Annotated in this window: 24 protein-coding genes and 1 tRNA gene; 8 read left to right on the top strand and 17 right to left on the bottom strand. The window is 75.0% G+C overall.

All coding sequences use genetic code 11. The annotated features are described in order from the left end of the window. Positions 1-190: 190 nt before the first annotated feature. Entirely contained in the window at positions 191-1,552 is a 1,362-nt protein-coding gene (locus tag ACYVJ4_RS08695) for a protealysin inhibitor emfourin (RefSeq protein WP_460459727.1), read from the top strand. Between the two features lies 1 nt (position 1,553). Here ACYVJ4_RS08695 and ACYVJ4_RS08690 read toward each other — a convergent pair whose 3' ends face one another. Next, complete coding sequence (locus ACYVJ4_RS08690) at positions 1,554-3,992, bottom strand: patatin-like protein (protein ID WP_460459726.1); 2,439 nt, start codon at positions 3,990-3,992, stop codon at positions 1,554-1,556. Between the two features lie 103 nt (positions 3,993-4,095). Between ACYVJ4_RS08690 and ACYVJ4_RS08685 the strand changes: the two genes are divergently transcribed. Next, a complete protein-coding gene (locus ACYVJ4_RS08685) occupies positions 4,096-4,407 on the top strand; it encodes an MmcQ/YjbR family DNA-binding protein (RefSeq protein WP_460459725.1) in 312 nt (103 codons plus the stop codon). 1 nt (position 4,408) lies between these two features. Here the strand turns inward: ACYVJ4_RS08685 and lepA are convergent, their stop codons facing one another. Then, positions 4,409-6,253 carry a translation elongation factor 4 gene (gene lepA, locus ACYVJ4_RS08680; protein ID WP_460459724.1) on the bottom strand — a complete coding sequence of 615 codons (1,845 nt, stop codon included), beginning with the start codon at positions 6,251-6,253 and terminating at the stop codon, positions 4,409-4,411. 133 nt (positions 6,254-6,386) lie between these two features. Here lepA and ACYVJ4_RS08675 point away from each other — a divergent pair, with 133 nt between their 5' ends. After that, on the top strand, positions 6,387-7,400 hold the full coding sequence (locus ACYVJ4_RS08675) for a phosphotransferase family protein (RefSeq protein WP_460459723.1): 1,014 nt from the start codon (positions 6,387-6,389) through the stop codon (positions 7,398-7,400). Continuing rightward, a complete protein-coding gene (locus tag ACYVJ4_RS08670) occupies positions 7,397-8,335 on the top strand; it encodes a phosphotransferase (RefSeq protein WP_460459722.1) in 939 nt (312 codons plus the stop codon). The genes ACYVJ4_RS08675 and ACYVJ4_RS08670 overlap by 4 nt, the downstream gene beginning before the upstream one ends. Here ACYVJ4_RS08670 and ACYVJ4_RS08665 read toward each other — a convergent pair. Beyond that, entirely contained in the window at positions 8,332-8,685 is a 354-nt protein-coding gene (locus ACYVJ4_RS08665) for an MmcQ/YjbR family DNA-binding protein (RefSeq protein ID WP_460459721.1), read from the bottom strand. The two genes, ACYVJ4_RS08670 and ACYVJ4_RS08665, sit on opposite strands and share 4 nt — an antisense overlap. Positions 8,686-8,804: 119 nt before the next feature. Here ACYVJ4_RS08665 and ACYVJ4_RS08660 point away from each other — a divergent pair, with 119 nt between their 5' ends. From ACYVJ4_RS08660 to rpsT, 3 genes are all read left to right on the top strand, one after another. Then, entirely contained in the window at positions 8,805-8,996 is a 192-nt protein-coding gene (locus tag ACYVJ4_RS08660) for a KOW domain-containing RNA-binding protein (RefSeq protein WP_460459720.1), read from the top strand. Positions 8,997-9,024: 28 nt separating this feature from the next. Beyond that, the gene (locus ACYVJ4_RS08655; protein WP_460459719.1) at positions 9,025-9,609 is read left to right on the top strand and encodes a type II toxin-antitoxin system PemK/MazF family toxin; all 585 of its coding nucleotides are present in this window, start codon (positions 9,025-9,027) and stop codon (positions 9,607-9,609) included. 174 nt (positions 9,610-9,783) lie between these two features. Beyond that, a complete protein-coding gene (rpsT, locus tag ACYVJ4_RS08650; RefSeq protein WP_460459718.1) occupies positions 9,784-10,044 on the top strand; it encodes a 30S ribosomal protein S20 in 261 nt (86 codons plus the stop codon). Between the two features lie 104 nt (positions 10,045-10,148). On the opposite strand, the gene holA is transcribed toward rpsT, so the two are convergent. The 10 genes from holA to ACYVJ4_RS08600 all read right to left on the bottom strand — a co-directional run bounded on the left by holA (position 10,149) and on the right by ACYVJ4_RS08600 (position 23,057). Next, positions 10,149-11,207, bottom strand: a complete 1,059-nt coding sequence (holA, locus tag ACYVJ4_RS08645; protein WP_460459717.1) for a DNA polymerase III subunit delta — start codon at positions 11,205-11,207, stop codon at positions 10,149-10,151. A 9-nt stretch (positions 11,208-11,216) separates the two neighbouring features. Next, entirely contained in the window at positions 11,217-13,622 is a 2,406-nt protein-coding gene (locus ACYVJ4_RS08640) for a ComEC/Rec2 family competence protein (protein WP_460459716.1), read from the bottom strand. Further along, positions 13,619-14,416, bottom strand: coding sequence for a helix-hairpin-helix domain-containing protein (locus ACYVJ4_RS08635; RefSeq protein ID WP_460459715.1), 798 nt, complete (start codon positions 14,414-14,416; stop codon positions 13,619-13,621). Before ACYVJ4_RS08635 ends, ACYVJ4_RS08640 begins: the two co-directional genes overlap by 4 nt. A 109-nt stretch (positions 14,417-14,525) precedes the next feature. After that, complete coding sequence (plsY, locus tag ACYVJ4_RS08630; protein ID WP_460459714.1) at positions 14,526-15,140, bottom strand: glycerol-3-phosphate 1-O-acyltransferase PlsY; 615 nt, start codon at positions 15,138-15,140, stop codon at positions 14,526-14,528. Further along, positions 15,137-15,976, bottom strand: coding sequence for a DegV family protein (locus tag ACYVJ4_RS08625; RefSeq protein ID WP_460459713.1), 840 nt, complete (start codon positions 15,974-15,976; stop codon positions 15,137-15,139). The genes plsY and ACYVJ4_RS08625 overlap by 4 nt, the downstream gene beginning before the upstream one ends. A gap of 3 nt (positions 15,977-15,979) precedes the next feature. Beyond that, positions 15,980-18,883: a leucine--tRNA ligase gene (gene leuS / locus ACYVJ4_RS08620; protein WP_460459712.1), complete on the bottom strand. Its 2,904-nt coding sequence runs from the start codon at positions 18,881-18,883 to the stop codon at positions 15,980-15,982. A 185-nt stretch (positions 18,884-19,068) separates the two neighbouring features. After that, positions 19,069-19,797, bottom strand: a complete 729-nt coding sequence (locus tag ACYVJ4_RS08615) for a GDSL-type esterase/lipase family protein (protein WP_460459711.1) — start codon at positions 19,795-19,797, stop codon at positions 19,069-19,071. A gap of 44 nt (positions 19,798-19,841) precedes the next feature. Beyond that, positions 19,842-20,798 (bottom strand): GGDEF domain-containing protein, encoded by a 957-nt coding sequence (locus tag ACYVJ4_RS08610; protein ID WP_460459710.1) that lies wholly within the window; start codon positions 20,796-20,798, stop codon positions 19,842-19,844. 95 nt (positions 20,799-20,893) lie between these two features. Next, positions 20,894-22,087, bottom strand: a complete 1,194-nt coding sequence (locus ACYVJ4_RS08605) for an endonuclease (RefSeq protein ID WP_460459709.1) — start codon at positions 22,085-22,087, stop codon at positions 20,894-20,896. 103 nt (positions 22,088-22,190) lie between these two features. Next, entirely contained in the window at positions 22,191-23,057 is an 867-nt protein-coding gene (locus ACYVJ4_RS08600) for an alpha/beta fold hydrolase (protein WP_460459708.1), read from the bottom strand. A 20-nt stretch (positions 23,058-23,077) separates the two neighbouring features. Here ACYVJ4_RS08600 and ACYVJ4_RS08595 point away from each other — a divergent pair, with 20 nt between their 5' ends. Further along, the gene (locus tag ACYVJ4_RS08595; protein WP_460459707.1) at positions 23,078-23,716 is read left to right on the top strand and encodes a PadR family transcriptional regulator; all 639 of its coding nucleotides are present in this window, start codon (positions 23,078-23,080) and stop codon (positions 23,714-23,716) included. 20 nt (positions 23,717-23,736) lie between these two features. Here ACYVJ4_RS08595 and ACYVJ4_RS08590 read toward each other — a convergent pair. The 4 genes from ACYVJ4_RS08590 to ACYVJ4_RS08575 form a co-directional block, all read right to left on the bottom strand. Then, positions 23,737-23,809, bottom strand: a tRNA-Ala gene (locus ACYVJ4_RS08590). A gap of 76 nt (positions 23,810-23,885) precedes the next feature. Beyond that, complete coding sequence (locus ACYVJ4_RS08585; RefSeq protein WP_460459706.1) at positions 23,886-24,530, bottom strand: histidine phosphatase family protein; 645 nt, start codon at positions 24,528-24,530, stop codon at positions 23,886-23,888. Further along, entirely contained in the window at positions 24,527-24,964 is a 438-nt protein-coding gene (gene rsfS / locus ACYVJ4_RS08580; protein WP_460459705.1) for a ribosome silencing factor, read from the bottom strand. The genes ACYVJ4_RS08585 and rsfS overlap by 4 nt, the downstream gene beginning before the upstream one ends. Before the next feature lie 71 nt (positions 24,965-25,035). Further along, on the bottom strand, positions 25,036-26,167 hold a 1,132-nt coding region (locus ACYVJ4_RS08575), incomplete at its 5' end, for an LCP family protein (RefSeq protein WP_460459704.1).

The raw sequence follows: 26,167 nt of genomic DNA, 5'->3' as shown, positions 1-26,167 counted from the left end.
TGGGATCTCGGACCGCCACCGCGCGCGCCGGTCCGGCCGTCGGCGATGACGTGGTCAGCAGTGTGGCCGAAACAGTAAAGGAGCGGTCAAGACCTGTGCACGAAATCAACCATCTGCTCCCCCGTCCGGGCGCGGCCCTGGTGGGTGTCGCACCCCGCACCTAGGGTCGGTGACGACCCAGGGAGGGGCCATGCACCGATCCACCGCCGGCTGCCAGGGCATCGTGCCGCCGTACCTGCTCGAGCAGCTCGCCCGCAGCGGCTCCGAGCCCGCCGCCCGGTGCGCGGGCAGCTCGCTGGCCCTCGACACCCGGCACCGCCAGCAACGGCTGGCCACGGCCGTCGTCCGGCCCCGCGCGGCCGCCCCCACCACCACAGCGGGGCCCCGGCGCACCGTGTCCGACGCGCACGGCAGCACCACGCTGCCCGGCGACGTCGTGCGCACCGAGGGGGCCGCGGCCACCGGGGACGCCGCGGCGGACGAGGCCTACGACGGCCTCGGGCTGACCTGGTCGCTCTACTCCGAGGTCTACGGCCGCGACTCGCTCGACGGCAACGGCCTGCCGCTCGACGCCACGGTGCACTACGGCGACCGCTACGACAACGCGTTCTGGGACGGCGAGCGCATGGTGTTCGGCGACGGGGACGGCGTGACGTTCCAGCGCTTCACCGTGGCGGTCGACGTCATCGGCCACGAGCTGACGCACGGCGTCACCTCGATGACGGCGGGCCTGGTCTACCAGGGGCAGTCCGGCGCGCTGAACGAGAGCGTCTCGGACGTGTTCGGCTCCCTGGTCAAGCAGCGGGCGCTGGGCCAGGACGCGGCGAGCGCCGACTGGCTGATCGGCGCCGGGCTGTTCACCGACGACGTGAAGGGCGTCGCCCTGCGCTCGTTGAAGGCTCCTGGCACGGCGTACGACGACCCCACCCTGGGCAAGGACCCGCAGCCGGCCACGATGGACGGCTACGTCACGACCACGGACGACAACGGCGGCGTGCACCTGAACTCCGGCATCCCGAACCACGCCTTCTACCTGGCCGCCTCGGCGATCGGCGGTCGCGCCTGGGAGGGCGCCGGCCAGGTCTGGTACGACGTGCTCACCGGCGGGGCGCTGGCGGCGGACGTCGACTTCGCGGGCTTCGCGGCGGCCACCGTCGCGGCGGCGACCACGCGGTTCGGCGAGGGCTCGGCGCAGGCGCAGGCCGTCGCGCAGGCCTGGGAGCAGGTCGGCGTGGGGCCGGCGGCCGGTCCGACGCCCGCGCCCGACCCGGCGGCGCCCCGTGACCGCGTGGTGGTCGAGCGCAGCGGCGGGTTCGCCGGGCGCACCGTGGCGCGCGACGTCGACCTCACCGCGTTGCCCGAGCCGGACGCCGAGCGCTGGCGGCACCTGCTGGCATCGCCCCTGCTCCACGACCTGGTCGAGCAGGCGCCGCAGCCCGACCGCTACGTCTACCGCGTGGCGCACCGGCCGGGCGGGCTCGACGTCCGGGCGGCCGAGCAGCAGCTGCCGGCCGACGTCCGCGACCTGCTCGAGCGCGCCCTGCGCGAGTGACCTAGGAGGGCGCGGGCAGGGCGGCGACCCGCTCGGCGAGGGTCTGGCGCGCGTCGGTCACGCGGTGAAGGTCCTGCTCGGCGCCGAGCACCGCCTGCAGCGCGCCGCGCAGCCGCGGTCCGGCCAGCTCGGCGGCCTCGGCGGCGTCCTTGGGGGTCTGCTGCGCATGGCCCGGGGCGCTCGACCGCAGCATTCGCAGCAGCAGCTCGGCGGCGTCCAGGCGTCCCCACAGGTAGTCGTTCTCGCGCCACGACGCGTCGACGAAGCCGCCGAAGTGGTGCAGGCTCACGCCCCTGAGCTTGCCGCCGTCCGGCGTGGGCAGCGCCATGGCGGTCAGCGGGCTGAACTGCGTGACGGTGATCGGCGTGAACTGCGGCAGCTGGGCCAGCGCGACGGTCGGGAAGATCAGCGCGTCCCACAGCGGGAAGCCGAGGTAGCGCGAGAGCAGCCCGCGACGGTCGGCCGCGTCCCACTGCCCGGTGTGCTCGACGAAGCCCTGCCACATGGGCGCGCTGCTGTCGGCGAGGGTCTGGGCCAGGCTGTCGCGGTAGGTGGTGAACAGCCGGGTGAAGTCGGCGTCGTGCTCGGCCGCGAAGGCCTCCGGGTTGCTGAACACCGCCTCGTCCGAGAGGTCGGCGCCCAGGAACGCCACCACCGAGTCGGTGACCGCGCCGATGGCGTCGCGCGGCGCGTCCCGCAGCTGGGCCAGCAGCTCCCAGGCCTTGGCCTTCATGGCGTCCAGGTCGGCGCGGCGCGGCTGCGGCGCGTGGTCGACCTTCGGGTACAGCCCGTTGAGGCCCGCCAGGATGAACATCAGCCGCCGCTCGCGGTACGGGACGTCGACCGGGCCCAGCAGGTCCATCAGCCGGCTCGGGTCGGGGTCCTGCCACTCGACGTGGCCGCGCGCCCAGGCCGAGATCGCCGCCCGCACGAAGCTCGACCGGCTCGATCCCGGCGGGTAGACGAACCGCGCGACGACCTCGTCGGCCAGCCGGTCGCCCGCCACCTCGACCTTGAGCCGGCAGTAGGTCGAGAAGCCGGCGCCCACGAAGGCCGGCGCCGAGGCGTACATCTCGTCGGCGAGCTTCTTGACGTCGTCCGGGTCGTCGATGCTCCAGGCCTCGGTGCTCGGCCCGGCGCCGGCGTCGGGCGCCGGCGCGCCGGTGGCCCCGGCGAAGGCGCGGTCGATCGCGACGCCCACCTGGTCCATCTGCAGCGCGGCGATGGCGCCGAGCTCGGCGATGCGGGTGTTGAGGTCGCGCAGCGCCTCGAGCTCGCGCAGGATCGAGTGGCTGCCCTTGACCGTGCCCACGCCGCGCACGAGCGCCGGGAGGTAGCCGGGGGCGCCGTGCCGTTCGGGCTGGTCGGGCTCGCTGGTGCCGAGCCGCTGACCGGGGTCGGGCTGGATGTAGACCAGCCGGCGCACGACCTCGGTCTGCGCGCGCTTCTCGCTGATGGCCTGCACGACCAGGTCGAACGGCGCGTTGTCGAGCACGCCGCCGTCGACGAACCAGGTGCCGGTCGACGAGCCGTCCTCGTCGCGGTAGCGACGGCGGAAGCGCAGCGCCACGTCCTCGGCGTCCAGCGCCCGGCCGGCGAGCTCGTCGGCGAAGCTGGTCAGGCTCACCGGCGGGAAGGCCCCGGGGAAGGACGACGTCGCGCGCGCGGCGAACGACAGCGCCCCCACGCTCTCGGCGCCGAAGACGTCGTCCGCGCCGTCCGACCGGAACTGCACGACCTGGCTGTGGTCGCTCTCGCGCTGGCTCACCCCGCCGGTGCCGCTCGGCACGAGCACGGGGAACCCGTCGAGGTCGGTCGTCGTGACGAACAGGTCGAGCGGCGTGCTGGGCAGCAGCAGCGAGCGCCGGGCCGGGTCGACCGGGCGGTCCATGTCGGCGATCGCGTCGTACAGCAGCTGCGACATCCGCTCGCCCCGCAGCGGCGACACCGGCTTGTCGAGCTGGCGCAGCGTGCGCCCGGCCGCGAGCACGGCGCGGGTGCGCCAGCCGAGCAGGGGCGGCGCGTGCAGCAGCTTGGTGAGGTCGCCCTCGTCGATCCACAGCCGCTTGAGGGCGTCCTGAGAACCGTTGCGCGCCAGCACTTTCGCGAGGCAGACGCCGTTGATGCCGCCCGCCGAGGTGCCCGCGACGATGTCGACGTTGACCGACAGCAGCACCTGGTCGCGCGCCAGGTCGCCCAGCGCCTCGAAGTAGGCGTGCTCGCTCTCGGTGGCAGGGTCGAACGGGTTGGCCGCCATCGGGCCGAGCTCGTCGAACCGCCGCGAGGCGACGACCAGCTTGTGCAGCTCCTTGGCCACGCCGTGCATGTAGATCGCGAGCGAGACGCCGCCGTAGCAGACCAGCGCCAGCCGCAGCTCGGTGACGGTGTGGTCCAGCGGCTTCGTCGTCGGGTCCGGCTCGTTCTGGTCGCCTGCAGCCACGGTCGCCTCCCGCGCACGGCCGGGCCCGGCGTCCGGCGTGGCACGAGCGTGGTCCTGGCCCCGCCCCCTGTCAACGAGCGCGCGCGTGCGCCAGGGTGGTGCCATGACGAGCGAGGACGACGTCCGGCGGCTCTGCCTGGACCTGCCCGGCGTGGTCGAGCGGCCGAGCTGGCAGCGCCCCGCGTGGTTCGCGCGCACGCTGATGGCGCGCATGTGGGACGACGACGTGCTGACCGTCAAGACCCGCGAGCGCGACGCGCTGCACGGCACCGACCCGCAGACGTACTTCTGGACGCCGCACCACGAGCGCTCCCCCGACCTGGTGTTGGTGCGGCTCGGGCGGGTCGGCGCCGACGAGCTCGAGGAGCTGCTGGCCGACTCCTACGAGCTGGCCGGCCGGCCGAAGGGCGCCTGACCTACTTCTTCGCCTTGTCGGGCACGGCCTCGTTGGACAGCGCGGCGATGAAGGCCTCCTGCGGCACCTCGACCCGGCCCACCATCTTCATCCGCTTCTTGCCCTCCTTCTGCTTCTCGAGCAGCTTGCGCTTGCGGGTGATGTCACCGCCGTAGCACTTGGCGAGCACGTCCTTGCGGATGGCGCGGATCGTCTCGCGCGCGATGACGCGCGAGCCGATGGCGGCCTGGATCGGCACCTCGAACTGCTGGCGCGGGATGAGCTCGCGCAGCTTGCCGGCCATCATCACGCCGTAGGCGTACGCCTTGTCCTTGTGCACGATCGCGCTGAAGGCGTCGACCTGCTCGCCCTGCAGCAGGATGTCGACCTTGACCAGCTCGGCCGACTGGTCGCCGTCCGGCTCGTAGTCGAGCGAGGCGTACCCGCGCGTCTTGGACTTCAGGATGTCGAAGAAGTCGAACACGATCTCGGCCAGCGGCAGCGTGTAGCGCATCTCGACGCGGTCCTCGGACAGGTAGTCCATGCCGCGCAACGTGCCGCGCCGGGTCTGGCACAGCTCCATGATCGCGCCGACGTAGTCGGACGGCGCCAGGATCGTCGCGCGCACCACCGGCTCGCGGACGTCGGAGATCTTGCCCACCGGGTACTCCGACGGGTTGGTGACCACGACCTCGGTGCGGTCGTCCATCGTGACGTCGTAGACGACGTTCGGCGCGGTCGAGATCAGGTCGAGGCCGAACTCGCGCTCGAGCCGCTCGCGGACGATCTCGAGGTGCAGCAGGCCGAGGAAGCCGACGCGGAAGCCGAAGCCGAGCGCCGCCGACGTCTCGGGCTCGTAGACCAGCGCGGCGTCGTTGAGCTTGAGCCGGTCGAGCGCGTCGCGCAGGTCGGGGTAGTCCGAGCCGTCGATCGGGTACAGGCCCGAGAACACCATCGGCTTGGGGTCGCGGTAGCCGCCCAGCGCCTCGGACGCCGGCTTGGCGGCGTTGGTGACGGTGTCGCCGACCCGCGACTGGCGCACGTCCTTCACGCCGGTGATGAGGTAGCCCACCTCGCCGACGCCCAGTCCCTTGGTGGGCTCGGGCTCGGGCGAGCTGACGCCGATCTCGAGCAGCTCGTGCTGCGCCTTGGTGGAGAGCATGACGATCCGCTCGCGCGGGCTCAGGTGGCCGTCGACCACCCGCACGTAGGTGACGACGCCGCGGTAGGTGTCGTAGACCGAGTCGAAGATCATGGCGCGGGCCGGGGCGTCGGCGTCGCCGACCGGGGCGGGCAGCTCGTCGACGATGCGGTCGAGCAGCACCTCGACCCCCTCACCGGTCTTGCCCGAGACGCGCAGGACGTCGTCCGGCTCGCAGCCGATCAGGTGGGCCAGCTCGTCGGCGTACTTCTCCGGCTGGGCCGCCGGCAGGTCGATCTTGTTGAGCACCGGCACGATGGCCAGGTCGTTCTCCATCGCCAGGTAGAGGTTGGCGAGCGTCTGCGCCTCGATGCCCTGCGCGGCGTCGACGAGGAGCACCGCGCCCTCGCAGGCGGCGAGCGAGCGCGACACCTCGTAGGTGAAGTCGACGTGGCCCGGGGTGTCGATCATGTTGAGCGCGTAGGCCTGGCCCGCGACCTCCCAGGGCATCCGCACGGCCTGGCTCTTGATGGTGATGCCGCGCTCGCGCTCGATGTCCATGCGGTCGAGGTACTGCGCCCGCATGGCGCGCGCGTCGACGACGCCGGTGATCTGCAGCATGCGGTCGGCCAGCGTCGACTTTCCGTGGTCGATGTGGGCGATGATGCAGAAGTTCCGGATCAGGTCCGGTGGCGTCGCGGCAGGGAGCAGCGCTGTGCGGGCCATGGGGGACACGAGCGGTGGACCTCGTCAGGTTCGGGGCGCGGCGCCGGACGGCGCAGGTGCGGACGGACCATCCTCCCACGCCGCGCGGAAACCTCGGTGCGCCGCACGGGGCGGGCAGGGAGGATGGGGCCGCATGGGGATCCAGGACGACGTACCGACCGTCGACTACACCGCCACCTGCGAGCGACCGCGCTGGTCCGAGCTCCCGGCACCGGTGCAGCAGCTGGTGGGCACCGCGGCCGGCTCCCCCGTCGTGCGGGCCGACGACCCGCCCGGCAGCGGCTTCACCGGCGGCTTCGCGGCCGTCGTCCACCTCGCCGACGGACGGCGGGTGTTCGCCAAGGCGGGCTCGTCGCGCAACCCGCACCTGGTGGCGGCCTACGCGCAGGAGGCCCGCGTGCTCGCCGCCCTGCCGTCCGGCGCGCCGGCAGCCCGCTACGTCGGCCAGGGCCACCTGGACGCCGGGACCGCCGACGAGCACGAGTGGCAGGTGGTCGTCGCCGAGGCCCTCGACGGCCGGCTCCCCCAGCCCTGGACCGAGCCCGACCTCGAGGCGGTGCACGCCGCCTGCCGGGCGAGCGTCGACGCGCTGACGCCAGCGCCGGACGACCTGGACCTGCCCGAGCTGGCGGACGACCTCAGCGGCGACGCCGAGATCGTCAGCTGCTTCGAGCGGCTCGCCTCGGGCGAGCTGGCGCTGACCTGGGGCCAGCCCGCGTGGCTGCCGCAGCGGTACGCGGAGCTGCACGCGCTGGTGGCCGCCGTGCCCGAGCACCTGACCGGGGACACCGCGTGCCACTTCGACCTGCGGGCCGACAACGTGCTGGTCGGCCCCTACGGGGCGGTCTTCGTCGACTGGAACTGGCTGGTGCGTGGCGCCGCCTGGACCGACTTCGTCGGGCTGCTGCCGCTGGTGCGCGCCGACGGCCTGGACGCCGAGGGCTGGCTGGCGCGCAGCCCGTTGACCCGTGACGTCGACCCCGCCGCGGTCGACACCTGGCTCGCGACGATCGCGGCGTACATGCTCGCCCACGCCGACGACCCGCTCTGGCCGGGAGGTCCGGAGCTCGTGCGGGTGCACCAGCGCCGCTACGCCCGCACCTTCCTCGACTGGCTCGGCGCCCGCCGTGGCTGGGACGTCGGGTGAGCGGCTTCACGTCCCGCCTGCCCTGGGCGCAGCTGCCCGCTGCCGTCGTCGCCGCGGTGCAGCACGTCGTCCGCGCCGACGTCCGGCAGGCGCGGGACGTGCACGGCGGGATGTCGCCCGGCCCGGCCGCGGTGCTCTCGCTGGACGACGGCCGCGAGGTGTTCGCCAAGGTGAGCACCCGGGAGGTCAACGAGCGGTCGTACCAGCTCTACGCCGACGAGATCGCCGCCTACCGGGCGATCGAGGCGTTGACGACCCTTCCACGCCCGACGCTGCTGGGGACGGTCATGATCGGCCCCTGGATCGGGTTGGTGCTGACCGTGGCACCGGGACGATCGGCCGGCCCGCCCTGGCGAGCAGGTGCCGTCGCCCCCGTCGTCCGGGCGGTCGAGCAGGTCGCCGCGCACCGGGCACCGCCCGGCCTGCCCCCCGCCCTGGACCGGTTGCCCGACCTGGACGGCTGGGCGGTGCTGGCGAACGACCCGTCCGCACCGCTCGACCCGCGCGACCAGGCCCTGGCCCCGCGGTGCGCCGCGCTCGTGGAGGGATGGCGGAGCTGGACCGTCGGCGACGCTCTGGTGCACCACGACTGCCGCTGCGACAACGCGCTGGTGGACGACGACGGGCTGGCCACCCTGGTCGACTGGAACTTCGCGTGCGCCGGGGCGGCGTGGCTGGACGTCGCGCTGCTGGCGTGCGACGTGGTCGGCTCGGGGGTCGACGACCCGGCGGCCGACCCGGTCGCCGCGGCCCTCGAGCTGCTGGCACCTCTGCCGGCGGACGCCTCGCGCTTCGCGGTCGCGATGGCCGGCATGATGCGCCGCAACAGCCTGCTGCCGGCGCACTCCGGTCTGCCGACCTTCCGGCCGTGGCAGGCCGCCCGGGCAGACCGGCTGCGCCCGCTGGTCGAGGCGCTGGTCCCGGCTCTGGCCTAGGAGCTGCCGCCACCCGGGCGCTGCTTCTTCGGCAGGCGCGCGACGACGTCCGCGTAGCTCGCGTCCAGCGCCTCGAGCAGCTCGTCGTCCGGGATCGGGCCGTCCAGGCGCAGGGTGTTCCAGCCGTAGCGCCCGATGTAGGGCATGACGCTGGCGGCGCCGGGGTAGCGCTCGAGCCACTCGTCGGCCTCGTCGCGGGTGCGTCCGCATTTCAGGCCGATGGTCTCCCGGCCCAGGAAGGCGAAGATCTTCTCGCCCACCTTGGCCACGGTATCGCCCTCCCACGGCTCGTCCGGCCAGGCACCCGGCTGGGCCAGGGCGTGCTCGCGCAGCTGCTCGGGATCGGCCACGGGGCCAGCCTCGCGAGGGCGCGCGCAGGGGTCAAGGCCGGCTGCAACGAATTGGCCCCTCTCGCGGGTGCAACCGGACGGGGCCTGCACCACGATGACGAAGGAGACGAGGAGGACGCATGGCCGTGACGGACCAGACGCTGGAGATCGGCGACGACGTGCAGGTGATCGCGGGCGCGCACCGCGGGCACCGCGCGACGCTGGTCGAGGTCGGCGGTGCCACGAGCAGCCGGCACGTCGTGCGCTGCCAGGACGGCGAGACCGTGCGGCTGAGCAAGGTGCACGTGCAGCGCCACGACGACGAGCGCTGATCCGACCGGGGCTGGCTAGGCTGGGCCGGTGCCCCTGCGCGACGTCCTGCTGAGCCTCGGCCGCTCCCTCGCGCGCACCGCCGCCCGCGAGGGCGAGCGCGAGCTGCGTCGCCGCACCCGCTCGTCCGGACGCCGCAGCGCGCCGTCGCGACGCGGCCGGGCCGGTGCAGCCGGCCGCTCGTCGTCCGCCGCGCCGCACGGCGGGTACGCGGGCGACTTCGAGGGCCGCGCGACCGTCACCTACGACCCGCACGACGACGGCGTCGCCGACCCGGGCGAGGTGGTCTGGACCTGGGTGCCCTACGAGGAGGACCACTCCCAGGGCAAGGACCGGCCGGTGCTGGTGGTCGGCCGCGACGGTCACCACCTGCTCGCGCTCATGCTGACCAGCAAGGACCACGACCGCGACGCGGCCGACGAGGCCCGGCACGGGCGCGAGTGGCTCGACCTCGGCAGCGGGGCCTGGGACAGCCGAGGGCGGCCGAGCGAGGTGCGGGTCGACCGCGTGCTGCGGGTGGAGCAGGGCGCGGTGCGGCGCGAGGGCGGGCGGCTGGACCGGGCGCGCTTCGACGAGGTCGCCGCGGCGCTGCGCGCCCGGCACGGCTGGCGCTGAGGCTCGCTTTGGTCGCGAGGGGTCCTCGCTGGTAGATTTGGTCGTCGCGTGCACGCCGTGTCGTGCGTGCGCAGAGCGACTCCCGTCACAGGTGTCCCCACCACCTCCGGTCCGGAGCAGCTCGACGCCCTCGACCTGACCTGTACATCGAAGCTGACTGAGAGAGTCCAACCCGTGGCGAACATCAAGTCCCAGATCAAGCGCATCCGCACGAACGCCAAGCGCACCGAGCGCAACAAGGCGGTCAAGAGCGAGCTGCGCACGCACATCCGCAACGCCCGCGAGGCCATCGAGTCCGGTGACGCCGCCAAGGCCAAGGACGCCGTGGCCACCGCGTCGCGCAAGCTCGACAAGGCCGCGAGCAAGGGTGTCATCCACAAGAACCAGGCGGCCAACCGCAAGTCCGCCCTCGCGTCGAAGGCCGCCTCGCTCTGAGGTAGCCCCCGCGTCGACGACGGCGCCGGTCCCGTGACGGGACCGGCGCCGTCGTCGTCCCGGGGCCTGCGGTGTTCACGTCGGGGCTCGGTCGCGCTGGCGGGTCAGTCGCGGTGCCGGCGCGCGGCGCCGATCTGCAGCACCGCCTTCTCGACGGCGTACACCGGGTCGCCGGCCCGCTTGCCCTTGACCGGCAGGCCGCCCTTGACCGCGAGGTCGGCCGACGCGACCGCCTCGATGGCGTCGGCGAGCCCCTGCGGCGACCAGCCGCGCAGCTGCCGCCGCGCCTTGTCGACCTGCCAGGGCGCCATGCCGAGGTCGCGCGCGACGTCCGCCGAGCGCATCGACCCGGCGCTCGAGACCTTGGCCAGCCCTCGCAGGCCCATCGCGAGGACCGCCACCAGCGGCACCGGGTCGACGCCGGACTGCAGGGCGTGCCGCAGCAGCCCCAGCGCCTGGTCGGTCTGGCCGCCGATCGCCGCGTCGGCGACCTTGAACCCCGTGGCCTCGACGCGGCCCCCGTAGTACCGCTCGACCACGGCGGCGTCGATGGACGGCGCGTCCTCGGCCTTGCCGTCGGGCGCAGTGGTGTCGGCCATGAGCTGGGCGCAGGCGCTGGCGAGCTCGCGCACGTCCTGGCCGAGCGCCTCGACCAGGGCGGCGACGGCGTCCGGCGTCACGTGCCGGCGGGCCTGGCGGAACTCGTGCGTCACGAACGAGGTCTTGTCGGCGTCCGAGGTGATCTTGGGGCAGTCGTGCACGGCCGCGCCGGCCTTCTTGGCGGCGTCGAGCACGGCCTTGCCGCGCTGGCCGCTGCGGTGCCTCAGCACCAGGACGACGTCGGGCTCGGGCTGCTCGACCAGCGCCTTGGCGTCGACCACGAGCTCGTCGGGCGCGTCCTCGAGCCCCCGGACGACGAGCACGGTGCCCTCGCCGAACAGCGACGGGCTGGCGTGCGCCTGCAGGTCGCCGGCCGTGTACCCGGCGGCGTCGACGTCGACCACCTGGACGTCGGGCTCGCGGCCCCGGGCGGCGGCGACGACCCGGTCGACCGCGCGGTCGCCGAGCAGGTCCTCCGGCCCGGTCACCAGGTGCAGCGGACCGCTCGGGTCGGCCTCGCCCGCCGCGGCAGGCGGACGGCGGCTGGCGGGCGGTGGCGTCATGGTCCGACGCTATCGCCGAGGACCGACGGCGTGCGGGCGCGGTCCGCTCACCACCAGCGCGGGGCCGCCCGCGCGCCGCACGACGGCCAGGTCGCCCTGCCGGTCGGTGCGGGCGACGGTGGCGCCTTGGCCGGCGAGCAGGCGCAGCAGCGCGGGTGACGGGTGCCCGTAGTCGTTGTCGGCGCCGACGCTCACGAGCGCCAGCCGGGGCGCGGTCTCGGCGAGCAGCTGCGGGTCCTGCTGGGCCGAGCCGTGGTGCGCCACCTTGAGGACGTCGACCCGCGGACCGCCGGGCAGCGCGGCCACGCGGGCGGCGACCTGGCGCGCGGCAGCGGGCTCGACGTCGCCGAGCAGCAGCAGCCGCAGGCCGCCCGCGTCGACGCGCAGCACGATGCTGGCGTTGTTGGGCACCGATCCGTCGTGGACGACGCGGGCCGGCCACAGCACCTGCCACGACACGTCGCCCAGCCGCACCCGCTCGCCGTCGACGACGGTGCGCACCGGGACGCCGGCGGCCGCGGCCTGCCGCCGGACCTGCCGCGCCTGCTCGGCCGGGTCGTCGACGATCGTGGTGACCAGCTGGCCGACCCGCCGTCCGCGCAGCGCGCCGGGCAGCCCGTCGACGTGGTCGGCGTGGAAGTGGGTCAGCACCACGAGGTCGAGCGTGCGGACGTCGAGCTCGCGCAGGCAGCGGTCGACGTCGTCCGGCGCCGGACCGGCGTCGACCAGCACGGCCCGCCCGGTGCCCGTGCGCAGCACCAGGGCGTCGCCCTGCCCGACGTCGCACACCACCAGCACCCACCCGGGCGGCGGCCATCCCCGCGTGCCGGGCACCGGCGCTCGCGCCGCCAGCACGAGGGCCAGCACGGCCCCGACAGCCAGGGCGGCTGCTCGCGGCCGGCGCTGCGCGGTGCGGCGCAGGTGCGGCGCGCCGACCGCAGCGGCCACGGTGAGGACCGCGAGGAGCACGGCGCCGCCTGCACCCCCCGGCCAGCCCAACTGCCCGCCGGGCACCCTCGCACCGGCGCGCGCCACCAGCGCGATGGCCGAGCACGCCACCCCGGCCACGTGCGCGAGCAGCGCGGCCAGCCCAGGTGCGGTCACGGAGGCGACGGCCGCGGCCAGGCCGAGCACGGTGGCGGGCGCCACGCACGGCTCGGCCAGCAGGTTCGCGGGCACCGAGACCAGGCTGACCTGGCCTGAGAGCAGCACGACGACCGGACCGCAGAACGCCTGCGCCGCCAAGGGCACCGCCACCGCGGCCGCCAGGGGGCGCGGCAGCCGGCGCGACAGCGCCTCCGTCCACGGCTGCGCGACGAGCAGCAGGCCCAGCGTGGCCAGCACCGACAGTGCGAACCCGAACGACCTCGCCAGCCACGGGTCCGCGACGAGCAGCGCCAGCACGGTCGCCGCGAGCACGGGCAGCGCAGCCCGGCGGCGCGCGGTGCCGAACGACAGCAGCCCGAGCGCGCCCATCACGGCGGCGCGCAGCACCGAGGGCTCGGGACGGGCCAGGACGACGAACCCGACCAGCACCAGCCCGGCGACGACCAGCCGGGCCCGGTGCCCGAGGCCGGCGCCCCGCCCCAGGGCCAGCGCGACGAGGCAGACCAATGTCGTGTTGGTGCCGCTCACGGCCGACAGGTGGGTGAGCCCGGTGGCCCGCATCGCCTCGCCGAGGTCGGCCGGCTGCAGCGAGGTGTCGCCCACCACCAGCCCCGGCAGCAGGCCGCGCGCGTCGGCGGGCAGCCCGGCGCAGGCGCGTCGCAGCCCGGACCGCAGCCGCTCGGCCACCCGGTCGACCCGCGGCGCGCGACCGACCACCTGCGGCGGCCCCCGAGCCGTCACGGTCGCCACCACGTCGTCCCCGCGCCGCGCCGGCGCGAGCCGTCCGGTCGCCTCGACCTGCTCGCCGAGGTGGAGGCCGCGCCAGTCCGGCGTGCCGAAGACCAGGACCCGCGCCCGCACCGCCGACCGCAGCCCCCGGCCGTCCACCCCGTGCAGGGACAGCTGCACCAGCACCGTCCCGGCCGTCCCGCGCGACCCGGGCTGCGGCGCCACCGCCCGCGGGTCGCTCGCGACCGTGGCCCGAAGCCGCACCACCGCCCCCTGGTCGGCCAACCACCGGGTCGTGCCCGCCTCGCGCCGCCAGGTCTGCAGTCCGGCGGCGCCGAGCGCGATCGCCGAGGCCACCAGCGCCAGGGCGACGGCCGCCGCTCCCCCACCGGCGACGTGCCAGGCGTGCCGCCCGGGCCGGCGCGGACCACGCAGCAGCCGGACGGCAAGGCGGCCACCGACGAGCGCGGCGCACGCGGCCAGGACCGCCCGCAGCCCGGGAGCCGTCCCCAGCGTCGCGGCGACCACGCCCCAGGCGACGACCGCCGGGACGAGCAGCCGCAGGTCGCCGGGGCTCATACCCGGACCAGCGGCCGCAGCCGTTCCATCGCCTTGTCGCCGATGCCGCTGACCTCGCTCAGCTCGTCGACCGTGCTGAACCGGCCGTGCGTCGTCCGCCACTCGACGATCCGTCCGGCGAGCACCGGGCCGACGCCTGGCAGCACGTCGAGCTGGTCGGTCGTCGCCGTGTTGAGGTCGACGACCTCCCCGGCGGCGCCGCCCGGTGTCCCGCCCGCGGAGCTGCTCGCTGCCGCGCCTCCCGCCGGGGCGGCAGGTCCGGCCGCTGCCACGGCCGGCTCGCCCGGGCGCGGCACCACCACCTGCTCGCCGTCGACCACCAGCCGCGCCAGGTTGACCGCGGCCAGGTCGGCACCTGGTGCGGCACCACCCGCGGCCTCGACGGCGTCCTCCACTCGGGAACCGGGTGGTAGGCGCACCACGCCCGCGTGGCGGACCCGACCCACGACGTGCACCACCAGGGGCGCAGCCGCCGTGGCGCGCGCCCCCGCGGCCGACGCGGTCGTCGCCGTCGCCGTCACCGACGCCGACGGGACGGCGGCGACCGGGACGAGCGGCGTCTGCACCCCGGCGGGCGCCATCGGCACCGGAGCCGACCGCGAACGGGCCAGCAGCACGCGCACCCCCAGCACCCCGGCGACCGCCAGCGCGACGACGAGCAGCCCCACGACGGCGCGCGGCGACACCCCGGTGCGCACCGCAACGCGCACGGCCGCGTCGTCGAGCCGCGCCAGCACGCGGTGGCGACCCGGCCCGTCGTCGCGGGAGGAGCGGGCTGCGGTGTCGAGGTCCATGCCGGCGACGCTAGGTCGTCGCCGCCACCAGGTCCGTTGCGCCGCAGCGGGTCTGTGGATGACGGGACGAGCCGTCGTCCACAGTGGACAACCCAGGGTGCGGTCGTCCTCAGGTGCTGATGCGTGTCTTGCGAGCCATCCAGCGCAGCAGCAGGTTGGTGCGGTGCCGACCGAGGACGACCAGCACCAGCAGCACCCCGAACAGCCGCGACCACCGGTCCGCCTCACCGCCCCACACCGGCGGCAGCACGAGGCAGACGGGCAGCAGCGCCATGGCCGCGGCCACCGAGGCGCCCGCCACCCAGCGGGTCACCGACACGACCACGACGAAGACGACGACCACGGCCACCAGCCAGAGCCAGCCGAGCGCGAGCAGCACCCCGAGCGACGTCGCGACGCCCTTGCCACCACGACCCTTGAGGAACGGAGAGGTCACGTGACCCAGCACCGCCGCCGCCGCCACCGCGTAGGCCCACGGCCGGCCGACGAGCGCCAGCGCCAGGAGCGCCGGGCCCGCGCCCTTCGCGACGTCGAGCAGCCCGACCACGACGCCCCACCGCCGGCCGAGCACCCGCGCCACGTTGGTCGCACCGGGGTTGCCCGACCCGAAGGCCCGCAGGTCGACGCCGCGCGCCCGCGCGAGGATCGCGGCCGGGTTCACCGCCCCCAGCAGGTAGCCGCCGACCACCAGCGCGGCGACCACCCACGGCGCGGGGTCGTTCACCCCGGCACCACCACGACCGCCACCATGCCGGGTCCGACGTGAGCGCCGACCACCGCGCCGACCTCGGCCACCACGACGTCGGGGAGGTCGGGCAGCCGCTCGCGCAGCCGGGCGGCGAGGGCGTCGGCGCGCTCGGCCGCGTCCAGGTGCTGCACGGCGACGGACGCGCGGTTGTCGCCGACCGCGGCCACCGCGAGCTCCTCGAGCCGCGCCAGCGCACGGCTCGACGTCCGTACCTTCTCCAGCGGCGAGATGCTCCCGTCGTCCAGCACCAGCAACGGCTTGATGGCGAGGGCGGAGCCGACGAGGGCCGCGGCCGCGCCGATCCGCCCGCCGCGACGCAGGTGCTCGAGCGTCGCGACGTAGAAGAACGCCTTCGACCGCGCCGCCCGCTCGCGCGCCTGCTGCGCGATCTGCTCGGCGTCCGCACCCGAGGCGGCCGCCCGCGCGGCGTCCAGCACCAGGAAGCCGAGGCCCATGCCCATCGAGCGCGAGTCGACCACCGTGGTGGGCACCGGGGCGTCGCGCGCGGCGAGCACGGCGGACTCGTAGGTGCCCGACATGTCGGCGGAGATGTGCAACGACACGACCGCGTCCGCGCCGTCCTCCGCCGCAGCCGTGTACGCGTCGAGGAACGCCTGCGGGCTGGGCCGGGACGTCGAGACCGGCGTCCACGACCGCAGCGCCGCCGCGACCTCGGCCGACGTGATCTCGACGCCCTCGTCGTGCGCCGTGCCCCCGACCACCACCTGCAGCGGCACGACGCGCACGCCGTGCCGCTGCACGTCCTCGGGGTCGAGGTACGCGGTGGAGTCGGTGACGACGGCGACGCCCACGACCTACTCCGGGACGACGTTCACGAGCTTGGGCGCGCGCACCACGACGGTCCGCACCGCGCGACCGGCCAGCGCAGCCGTCACCTTCTCGCTCGCCAGCGCCAGCTCGCGCAGCGCGTCGTCGTCGATGCCGGGCGGCACCTCCAGGCGCTCGCGCACCTTGCCCTGCACCTGCACGACGCACGTCACGGTCTCGTCGACCAGCAGCGCCGGGTCGGCCTGCGGGAACGGCTCGTGGGCCAGCGACTCGCCGTGCCCCAGCCGCCGCCACAGCTCCTCGGCCACGTGCGGGGCCAGCGGGGCGGTCATCAGCACCAAGGGCTCGGCCAAGGCGCGCGGCACGGCGTCCAGCCGGGTCAGGTGGTTGTTCAGCTCGATGAGCTTGGCCACCGCGGTGTTGAACCGCAGCCCGGCGTAGTCGTGCGCCACGCCGTCGATCGTCCGGTGCAGCACCCGCAGGTCGGCGTCGGACGGCGCGTCCTCGCTGGTCGTCGTCGTGCCCGAGTCCTCGTCGACGACGTTGCGCCACAGGCGCTGCAAGAAGCGCAGCGACCCGACGACGGCCCGCGTCTCCCACGGCCGCGAGGCGTCCAGCGGGCCGGTCGACATCTCGTACACCCGGAACGTGTCGGCGCCGTAGGCGTCGTACATGTCGTCGGGCGTGACGATGTTGTTCAGCGACTTGCCCATCTTCCCGTACTCACGGGTGACGCTCTCGCCGTGCCAGGTGAACCTGCCGTCGACCTCCTCGACCTCGGCGGCCGGCACGGTCTGGCCGCGCTCGTCCCGGTAGGCGTAGGCCTGGATGTACCCCTGGTTGAACAGCCGCCGGAAGGGCTCGTCGCTGCTGACCTGGCCCAGGTCGAACAGCACCTTGTGCCAGAACCGCGAGTACAGCAGGTGCAGCACGGCGTGCTCGACGCCGCCGACGTACAGGTCGACACCACCGGTGTCGGGAGCACCGTTGGGCGCCAGGCCCCGCGGTCCCATCCAGTACGCCTCGTTCTCGGGGTCGACGAACGCCTTCTCGTTGGCCGGGTCCAGGTAGCGCAGCTCGTACCAGCACGAGCCCGCCCACTGCGGCATGACGTTCAGCTCGCGGCGGTAGGTGCGCGGGCCGTCCCCCAGGTCCAGCTCGACCTCGGCCCACTCCCCCGCCCGGGCCAGCGGCGGCACCGGCTCGGAGGTGACGTCGTCCGGGTCCAGCTGCTGCGGGCTGTAGTCGTCGACCTCGGGCAGCTCGACCGGCAGCATGCTCTCGGCCAGCGCCACCGGCAGGCCGTCGTCGTCGTACACCACGGGGAACGGCTCGCCCCAGTAGCGCTGCCGGCTGAACAGCCAGTCGCGCAGGCGGTAGGTGACCGTGCCCTCGCCAGAACCCTTGCGCTGCAACCACTCGATGATGGTGCGCTTGGCCTCGGCCACGGGCAGGCCGTCCAGCGACACCTCGTCGTTGGCCGAGTTGACCGCCGGCCCGTCGCCGGTGAACGCCTCGCCCTCCCAGCCCTCCGGAGGCTGGACGGTGCGCACCACGGGCAGCTCGTAGGTCGTGGCGAAGGCCCAGTCGCGCTCGTCCTGCGCCGGTACGGCCATGATCGCGCCCGTGCCGTAGCCCATCAGCACGTAGTCGGCGACGAAGACGGGCACCGGCTGGTCGTTGACCGGGTTGATCGCGAAGGCACCGGTGAAGACGCCGGTCTTGTCGCGGCCCTCGGCCTGGCGCTCCAGCTCGGACTTCGCGGCAGCCTGCGCCCGGTAGGCGTCGACGGCCTCGCGCGGGGTGGCCGCGCCTCCCGTCCAGGCGTCGCGGGTGCCGTCCGGCCAGGTCGACGGCACCAGGTCGCCGACCATCGGGTGCTCGGGCGCCAGCACCATGAACGTCGCCCCGAACAGCGTGTCCGGGCGGGTGGTGAAGACCTCGATCCCGGCGTCGTGGCCGACCAGGCCGAAGCGCACCTGGGCGCCCTCGCTGCGGCCGATCCAGTTGCGCTGCATCAGCTTCACGGGCTCGGGCCAGTCCAGCCGGTCCAGGTCGTCCAGCAGCCGGTCGCCGTAGGCGGTGATGCGCATCATCCACTGGCGCATGTCGCGCTTGAAGACCGGGAAGTTGCCGATGTCGCTGCGACCGTCGGCGGTGACCTCCTCGTTGGCCAGCACCGTGCCCAGTCCGGGGCACCAGTTGACCGGCGCCTCGGCGACGTACGCCAGCCGGTGGCCGTCGACGACCTCGCGCTGCTCGCGCCGGCTCAGCTCCGACCACCGCTTGCCGCCGGGCACCGGGCGGGTGCCAGCGGCCAGCTCGGCCACCAGGTCGTCGACGTGCCGGGCCCGGCCGCGGCCGCCGTCGGCGTCCGCGTCGAACCACGCGTTGTAGACCTGCAGGAACACCCACTGGGTCCAGCGGTAGAACTCGACGTCGGTCGTCGCGGGCGAGCGGCGCGGGTCGTGGGCCAGGCCCAGGCGGCGCAGCTGGCGTCGCATGGTGGTGATGTTGTCCTCGGTCGTCTTGCGGGGGTGCTGCCCGGTGCGCACCGCGTACTGCTCGGCCGGCAGGCCGAACGCGTCGTACCCCAGGGCGTGCAGCACGTTCTTGCCGCACATGCGCTGGTAGCGCCCGTAGACGTCCGTCGCGATGTAGCCCAGCGGGTGCCCGACGTGCAGGCCCTTGCCCGAGGGGTACGGGAACATGTCCAGGATGTAGAGCTTCTCGCGGCCGGCGACCCCCTCGGGGTCGGCCCACGGTCCGGCAGGGTTCGGCGCCACGAAGGTGCCCTCGGACTCCCAGTGGTCCTGCCAGTCCTGCTCGATCCGCCCGGCCAGGGCCGCGGTGTAACGGTGGGCCGGGACGTCCGCGCCCTCGCCGGCGGAGGTGGTGCCGGCGGCGCTCGTGTCGGTCGTGTCGCTCATGATGGTCCTGTCGTCGTCACGGTGCCGGACCTGCGTGCGCCTGCCAGACACACGAAGACCCCTGGGCGCAGGAGGGCGCAGGAGGGGTCTGCCGCGCTGACGCGGAGTCGTGCGGGGCCCGGCAGGGACGCACCCGTTCTCGAGGTCAGCGCGGCCGGCTAAGGAGCAGGACGGCTCGCACCCGTTCAGGTTAGCGCAGTGCCGTGCTCGTCCGCGCGCAGGCGAGCGAGCACCGCGTCCGCCACGGCGGCGTGCGTCGGCCAGTCCCAGTGCAGCCCGTCGGGGTTGCCGCCTCCCGCCGCGAGCGCCGGCCCGACCACCGGGTCGAGCTCGACCAGCGCGACGTCCTCGCGGGCCGCCCACGCCCGCGCGGCCCGCACCGACGGCGCGTGCGAGCGCTGCGAGGGGTGGTCCTGCGAGCGCCACGGCGGCGGCGCCAGCGCCAGCACGCGCAGTCCCGGCCGGTAGTACCGGGCGCCGGTGACCACGCGCGAGAGGTAGTGGTCGGTCGCGGTCTGTGGCAGGGTCCGCCACCGGCCGTCGACCGCGCGCACGACGGCCGGGTGTGCCGCACGGTACCACCGCCGCGCCCGACGGCGCAGCGGCGCCGGACGCAGGTAGGCGATGCCCTCGCGCAGGTACGTCGGCAGGCTGGCGGGCAGCGCGTCCATGCCGCCGACGGCGAGCACCAGCACGTCGGCGCGCGGCAGCAGCACCGACCAGGCGACCGGGTCCTTCGTCAGCGCCCACCAGGCGTCGCGGGCCGTCCAGCCCTGACGGGCCAGCAGGTCGACGTCGCGGCCGAGGGCCGAACCGACGCGCTGCGGCCACAGCCGCGGGTCGGTGATGAGCACCGGCCCGGACGGCCCGTGGTAGGTCAGCGAGTCGCCGAGGACGAGCAGCCGACCGGTCACGCGCCGCACGCTAGCGCGGCGTGCCAGGTACGTTCAGCGCCCGGTCAGTCCGGCCAGCCGGCGGGACGACGGGAGTCCGGCGGCCGCGGGCTCGGGTCCAGCCGCACGGGCCGGTAGGGCGGGGCGGCGGCCTCGCGGCGCAGCGCCCGGCGCAAGTGCATCTCGCGGTCGGCCTGGCGCAGCAACGAGTCGACGTCGCCGTCGTCCCAGGGCTCGAGCACCGCACCGCCCGCGCTGATCCGCGCCGCCCACTGCTCGCGCGGCACGGGCGAGTTCTCGAGGCAGCGGGCCCGCACGCGGCGCTCCATCTCCAGGGGCGCCAGGCCGGTGCCGGGCCCCACGACCACGAACTCGTCGTCGCCCCAGCGCGCGACGGCGTCGGTGGCGCGGGTCGAGCGCGAGAGCGCCTCCGACACCGTGAGCAGCACGTCGTCGCCGGCCGAGTGGCCGAGCTCGGCGTTCACGCGAGCCAGCCCGTCGACGTCCAGGAACATGCAGTAGACCGCGTCGCCACGACGGCGGGCGGTCTCGAGGATCTGCGCCCCGAGCATGGCCAGGCCCTTGCGGTTGGCCAGGCCGGTCAGCGGGTCGTGCACGGTCGCGTCCTGCGCGAACGCGAACGCCTGCTCGACCTCCTGCTCGTTGCGGTGGAACCGCCGGTGGACCACGACCGCCACCGCGCCGGCCACGAGCAGCGCCCCCAGCGCGCGACCCCAGCCGACGGACCGGTCGAGCGACCAGTCGGACGTCTCGACGAGGTCGCGGCCGAAGCCGGCCAGCCACCCCGTGCCGCCCAGCGCCAGCACGGCCGCCAGCTGCGCGAGCCGCGACGAGCCGAGCGCCGCCACCGCGCAGGCGACGACGCAGATCACGGCCCAGGCCGGGTCGAGGGTCAGCCCGACGCCGACCGCGCCGGCGGCGGCGAGCACGCCGGCCACGGCGTCGAAGGTCCACCCGGGGACGCTGGTGCTGCGCTCGGGTCGGGAGAGCGGTTCCGTCACCCGTGCTGTGTCGTCACCGGTGGCCCCCACCTTGAGCCGTGGGGGCCACCCGGTCGACGCCGTGTCGGCGCCGGGTCGACGCCGGGTGCGGTCGGTCAGAAGATCGAGTCGACCCACTCCGGGTGGTCGACGAACGGGTTGCGGTTGTGCTGGAACTGGTCGTAGATGACCTGGTTGCGACGCTGCTCGAACGCGTCCGGCGGGTCCTCGTCGTTCCAGCGCTTGAGCACCGACAGCTTGCCGATGTACGGCGCCGAGCCGTTCGACGTCGACTCGTTGACCTCGAGGTCGGGCCAGGCGTCGTCGCCGGAGTAGCGCACGGCCATGTAGAAGATCATCCTTGCGACGTCGCCCTTGACGGCGTCGCGCGGCTCGAACGAGTCGGCGTCGCTGAAGCACCCCGAGCACTGCGAGACGGCGCTGCCGCCCTCGTCGAAGTCCTTGTTGCCGCGCGTCGAGTTCACGCTGACGTCCTCGGGCCGCAGGTGGTGCACGTCGGTGCCGGGGCCGGTCGCCGTCCCGAAGTCGCCGTGCGACTTGGCCCACACGTGCTCGCGGTTCCAGTCGTCGACGCCGCCGCCGTTGCTGGACTTGGCGATCGAGCGGCCGCTGTAGATCTCGATCACGTCCGCGCTGTTGTCCGGGTCCTCGTCGGTGACCTTCAGCGCGTCCCAGACCTGGTCGTAGGTGAGCTTGCTGACGCCGGTCGAGATGATCTGGTGCAGCGCGACCTTCAGGTCGTTGCCGCTCTTGCCGGCGGCCGCCGCGTAGTAGGTGCCCGGGTCGGTGCCGGGGTCACCGCCGCCACCGGGGTCGGTCGAACCGCCGCCCGCGTCGGCGAACGCGCTGGACGACGTCAGGCCCGGCCGGGAGAAGTACGCGGCCAGCGCGCCGGTGACGTCGACCTGGCGGCCCATCAGCGACGGGTTGCTCTTCAGCCCCCACTGCGCCCGGAAGCTCGAGGGGATCTGCACGTAGAGCATCGAGCCGGTGCTGGTCTCGCCGGCCCGGTCGGCCAGCGCCATCGCGTAGTCGCTCGGGAACCCGGACGTCACCACGGTGGTGGACGACGTCGGCTGGCCGACGACGTAGCCGCGCACCGTGGCGGTCGAGCCGTTCTGCGTGGCCCGCGCCTGCGCGACGGTCAGGGGTGCGGCCGCGGCGGCGGTCGTCGTCCGGGTCGAGGCGGGGGCCGAGGCGGCGAGGGCCGCGGGGGCGGCCGTCGGCGCGGCGCCGAGCAGCAGGGCGGTGGTCGCGAGCAGGGCGGCGCGACGTCTGGCCAGGATCATCGGGGTCTCCGGTCCGTAGCGGTGTGGGTGCCGTGAAGGCTGGCTCACGCTAACGACGGATCGGTCAAGACAGGGCAAAGCGCATCTTTCGGTCGGGTGTGGGTCAGCCGTCGTCCCGGTGACCCCGCACCCGCTCGGCCACGACCGGCGCCAGCGGCAGCAGCCCCGGGCTCCCGGCCACGACCCCGGTGACCAGTCCCCACCCGTGTCCCTCGTCGGCGCTGAGGAACTCCTTGTCGCGCACCGGGATCCGGGCGAAGGCCCGCTGCACCAGGTCGTGCTCGACGCCGTCCGTGACCGGGCTGATCGCCACCAGCACGGGCACCCGCACCCGCGGCGCGACCCGGTCGACCTCGACGCCCGGCCAGTGCGAGGGGCCGGACAGGTCGACCACGCCCTCGACCGGCACCGTGGCGCCGGCGGCCAGCGCGACCGCACCGCCCATCGACGCGCCGACGACCACCACGCGCCGTCCGCCGTGCGCTCGCAGCCACCGCACGACTAGCGCCACCTGGCGCACCTGGTCGCGCTCGAGCGCCGCCGGGCAGGTGCTGCGCCCGTAGCCGCAGAAGTCCACGGCGACGGCCCGCAGGCGCTGCGTCGACGCGAGGTAGCTGGCGTACGGCCACCAGCCGCAGCTGTCGGCACCGGTCTGGTGCAGCAGCACCGCGACGGTCGACCCGGTGCCCACGTCGTAGGCGGCGAGCCGCGCTCCGGCGGGGCCGGGCACCACGACGTCGCGGGCGGTGGGTCCCTGCGGTCCACCGCACCGCTCGCTGACCGACGACGGCTGCTCGGGCGGCGGCACCGACCGCACCTCGGTGGCGGTCGGCGACGCGGTGGGGGTGGCGCTGGGGGTCGGAGACGCCGTCGCGGTCGTCGTCGAGCGGGCTGCCGCTCCCCCGTCCGCCGTACCCGAGCACGCGGCCAGCAGCGACACGACCACCAGGGTGTATGTCAACCGTGACATAGCCGGGTAGCGTAGCGCGCGTGAGCACCCTCGGCCACGCGCTGCTCGGCCTGCTGGCCGACGGGCCGCGCACCGGCTACCAGCTGGCCCGCCGGATGGAGCGGCCGATCGGCTACTTCTGGACCGCGCAGCACAGCCAGATCTACCCGCAGCTGGCCCGGCTCGAGGCCGACGGCCTGGTGCGGCACCGCGTCGTCGACGGCCCGGGCCCGCGCGACACCAAGCAGTACCGGATCACCGCCGCCGGCCGGGCCGCCCTGCGCGCCTGGGTCGACACCCCGGTGCCGCCGCAGCCCGGTCGCTCCGAGCTGATGCTGCGGGTCCGGTCGCTGTGGATGGTCGAGCCCGCCCGCGCGAGGGCGTTCGTCGAGCAGGTGCGGGCCGAGCACGCCGCGACGCTCGAGACCTACCGGGCCGAGGGGGCGACCTTCGACCAGGACGAGGTGGCCCTCGGCATCGGCTCGCCGACGTTCGGCGCGTGGGCGACGCTGCGCCAGGGGCTCGGCCACGAGGAGCAGGTGCTGGCCTGGTGCGACTGGCTGCTCGCCGAGATCGACCGCACCACCGACCGCACCGCCGACCGCACCGCCGACCGCGCCGCCGACCACGCCGCCGACCGCACCGCGCCCGGGCACGACGAAGGGCCCGTCACCAGGTGACGGGCCCTTCGTCGATCGGGTGGAGCTGAGGGGACTCGAACCCCTGACCCCTTCCATGCCATGGAAGTGCGCTACCAGCTGCGCCACAGCCCCAGCTGCTCCCGAAGGAGCGGAGCAAGTCTAGCCCGACGGCCGCCGTCCGGTCCAAACGGGGTCGGCCCCCACCGGCTCACGACTCGTCGCCCACGACCTCCTCGGGCAGCGAGAAGGCGTTGTGCTCCTCGAGCACCCAGCCGCCCGCCCGCTGCGCCGTGAGCACGCTCCAGTGGCAGTTGCCGACGCCGCTGACCACCGGCCAGCACTCGGGCGGGACGCCGAGCAGCGTCTGGACGCCGGTCGCGATCGAGCCGCCGTGGGTCACCACGACCAACAGGCCGTCGTCCGGGAGCTGCGCGGCGTGCTCGTCGACCGCGGCGGCAACGCGGGCACCCACCTCGACGCGCCGCTCGCCGTCACCGCCGGGGCGCACGTCCTCGCCGGCCCGCCAGGCGGCCCGCAGGTCGGGGAACGCCTCCTGGATGTCGGCGGCGAGCATGCCCTGCCACTGCCCGGCGTACGTCTCGCGCAGCCGCGCGTCGGTGGTCACCGGCAGGCCGGTCAGCTGGCCGAGCGGGAACGCGGTGTCGCGCGCGCGGCGCAGGTCCGACGAGACGATCGCGGACGGCGAGAGCCGGGCCAGCTCGGACGCCGCGCGCTCGGCCTGCAGCCGGCCCACGTCGTCCAGGTCGATGTCGGTCTGGCCCTGGAACCGGCCGTCGGCGTTCCACTGCGTCTGCCCGTGCCGCAGCAGCAGCACCTGGCGGCCGTACCTCACGCCTGCTCCGCGCCGGCCCCGCCGCTGGTCGAGCCCAGCCCGAACGCGTCGCCGGCCGAGCGCGGACGCCCGCGCGCGTCGTCCGGCAGCTCGATCAGCGGGCAGTCCTTCCAGAGCCGCTCGAGCGCGTAGTAGGTGCGCTCCTCGTCGTGCTGCACGTGCACGACGACCTCGGCGTAGTCGAGCAGCACCCAGCGGCCGTCGCGCTCGCCCTCGCGGCGCAGCGGCTTCGCGTCGTGCTGGCGCAGGGCGTCCTCGACGGCGTCGACGATGGCCGAGACCTGCCGGTCGTTGGGGGCCGAGGCCAGCACGAAGGCGTCGGTGATGACGAGCTGCTCGCTGACGTCGATGGCGACGACGTCGGTGGCGAGCTTGTCCGCCGCGGCGTGCGCCGCGGCGAGCACGAGCTCGCGGGCGCGGTCGGACGCTGGCACGGGTGCTCCTCGAGAAGGGTGGGGACGACGGACGCCCCGGTCGTCCGGGGCGCTCCAGTCTCCCACGCCCGCTAGCTGGCCTTGAAGTCCGCGCCCAGCACCACGACGAGGTCGGCGACGGTCGGGCTGCTGTCGCTGATCCGCAGCGCCGAGTCGGGCAGCCCGAGCGCCTTGGTGACGCTGAGGCCGCGATCCCGGCTGTCCGAGCTGCCGTCGGGCAGCAGCACGAGCGACTCGGTGACGCCGAAGCCGTCGACGTTGCCGCCGCCGACGTAGCGCAGCCCCGCGGCGACGAGCTTGGAGCGCGCACCGTCGCCGAGGCCGGGCGAGCCGACCCCGTTCTGCACGAGCACCCGCAGCCGACCACCCGGCGGGCTGACGATCTCGGCGCCGGCCAACCGCGCGTGCACCATGGTCGCGGCGGCCGCGCTGTCGAGCCCGTAGGCCGTGACGGCACCGCCGGTGTCGAGGTCGTGGGTCGGGACGACGGTCGAGGCGACCGCGTCCTGCGCGGCCGGCTCCTTGAGGTCACCGGTCACGGCGAGCACCGCGTCGAGCACGGCGCCCGTCGGCGCACCCGGCAGCCCGACCACGAACGCGCGCCGCTGGGCGGGGTCGGCCGGCAGCGCCGCGAGCAGCGCCGTGACGACCTGCTCCTGGCGGGCCAGCCGCGTGGCTTCGGGGTCGTCGTCGACGAGCAGCTGGGCGAAGGCCACCGCCTGAGCGCCGTTCAGCTTCTGGTGGGCGCCGGCGGTGACGACGATCGCGGCACCCGGGTCGGCCGAGGCCGGGACGTCGGCGTCGACGTCCACCGTGATGCCGCCGACGCTGTCGACCAGCGTGTCGAGGGACGCCGAGTCGAGCACCCAGGTGCCGGCGACGCGGATCTCGAGCGCGTCGGCCACGGCGGCGCCGGGCGCGGACGCACCGGGGGCGAGCGACTGGGCGACGGGCAGGCGGCCGGCGCCCGGGACGTCGAGCAGGAGCCGGCTCGGCACCAGCACCTGCTGCGGGGTGCCGGAGCCGCTCGCCAGCAGCGAGATGCCGGTCAGCTGGCCGTCCTTGGCGAGGGCCAGGGCCACGACCTGCTGCACGTCGACGCTCGCGGTGGCCGCGGTGCGCGGGCCGTGGTGCCCGCCGCGCGTGGCGACGGCGACGCCCGTGCCGGCGACGACGACCGCGGCAGCAGCGGCGGCCGCGACC

The sequence above is a fragment of the Angustibacter peucedani genome, assembly GCF_054779595.1.
The sequence above is the reverse complement of the archived record's forward strand: the minus strand, read 5'-3'. Positions and strand labels throughout refer to the sequence as shown.

Bases quoted from the DNA above. Each gene is read 5' to 3' on its own strand.
- ACYVJ4_RS08695 (WP_460459727.1), top strand. From the start codon at position 191: ATGCACCGATCCACCGCCGGCTGCCAGGGCATCGTGCCGCCGTACCTG.
- ACYVJ4_RS08685 (WP_460459725.1), top strand. From the start codon at position 4,096: ATGACGAGCGAGGACGACGTCCGGCGGCTCTGCCTGGACCTGCCCGGC.
- lepA (WP_460459724.1), bottom strand. From the start codon at position 6,253: ATGGCCCGCACAGCGCTGCTCCCTGCCGCGACGCCACCGGACCTGATC.
- ACYVJ4_RS08675 (WP_460459723.1), top strand. From the start codon at position 6,387: ATGGGGATCCAGGACGACGTACCGACCGTCGACTACACCGCCACCTGC.
- ACYVJ4_RS08660 (WP_460459720.1), top strand. From the start codon at position 8,805: ATGGCCGTGACGGACCAGACGCTGGAGATCGGCGACGACGTGCAGGTG.
- holA (WP_460459717.1), bottom strand. From the start codon at position 11,207: ATGACGCCACCGCCCGCCAGCCGCCGTCCGCCTGCCGCGGCGGGCGAG.
- ACYVJ4_RS08640 (WP_460459716.1), bottom strand. From the start codon at position 13,622: ATGAGCCCCGGCGACCTGCGGCTGCTCGTCCCGGCGGTCGTCGCCTGG.
- ACYVJ4_RS08635 (WP_460459715.1), bottom strand. From the start codon at position 14,416: ATGGACCTCGACACCGCAGCCCGCTCCTCCCGCGACGACGGGCCGGGT.
- leuS (WP_460459712.1), bottom strand. From the start codon at position 18,883: ATGAGCGACACGACCGACACGAGCGCCGCCGGCACCACCTCCGCCGGC.
- ACYVJ4_RS08605 (WP_460459709.1), bottom strand. From the start codon at position 22,087: ATGATCCTGGCCAGACGTCGCGCCGCCCTGCTCGCGACCACCGCCCTG.
- ACYVJ4_RS08600 (WP_460459708.1), bottom strand. From the start codon at position 23,057: ATGTCACGGTTGACATACACCCTGGTGGTCGTGTCGCTGCTGGCCGCG.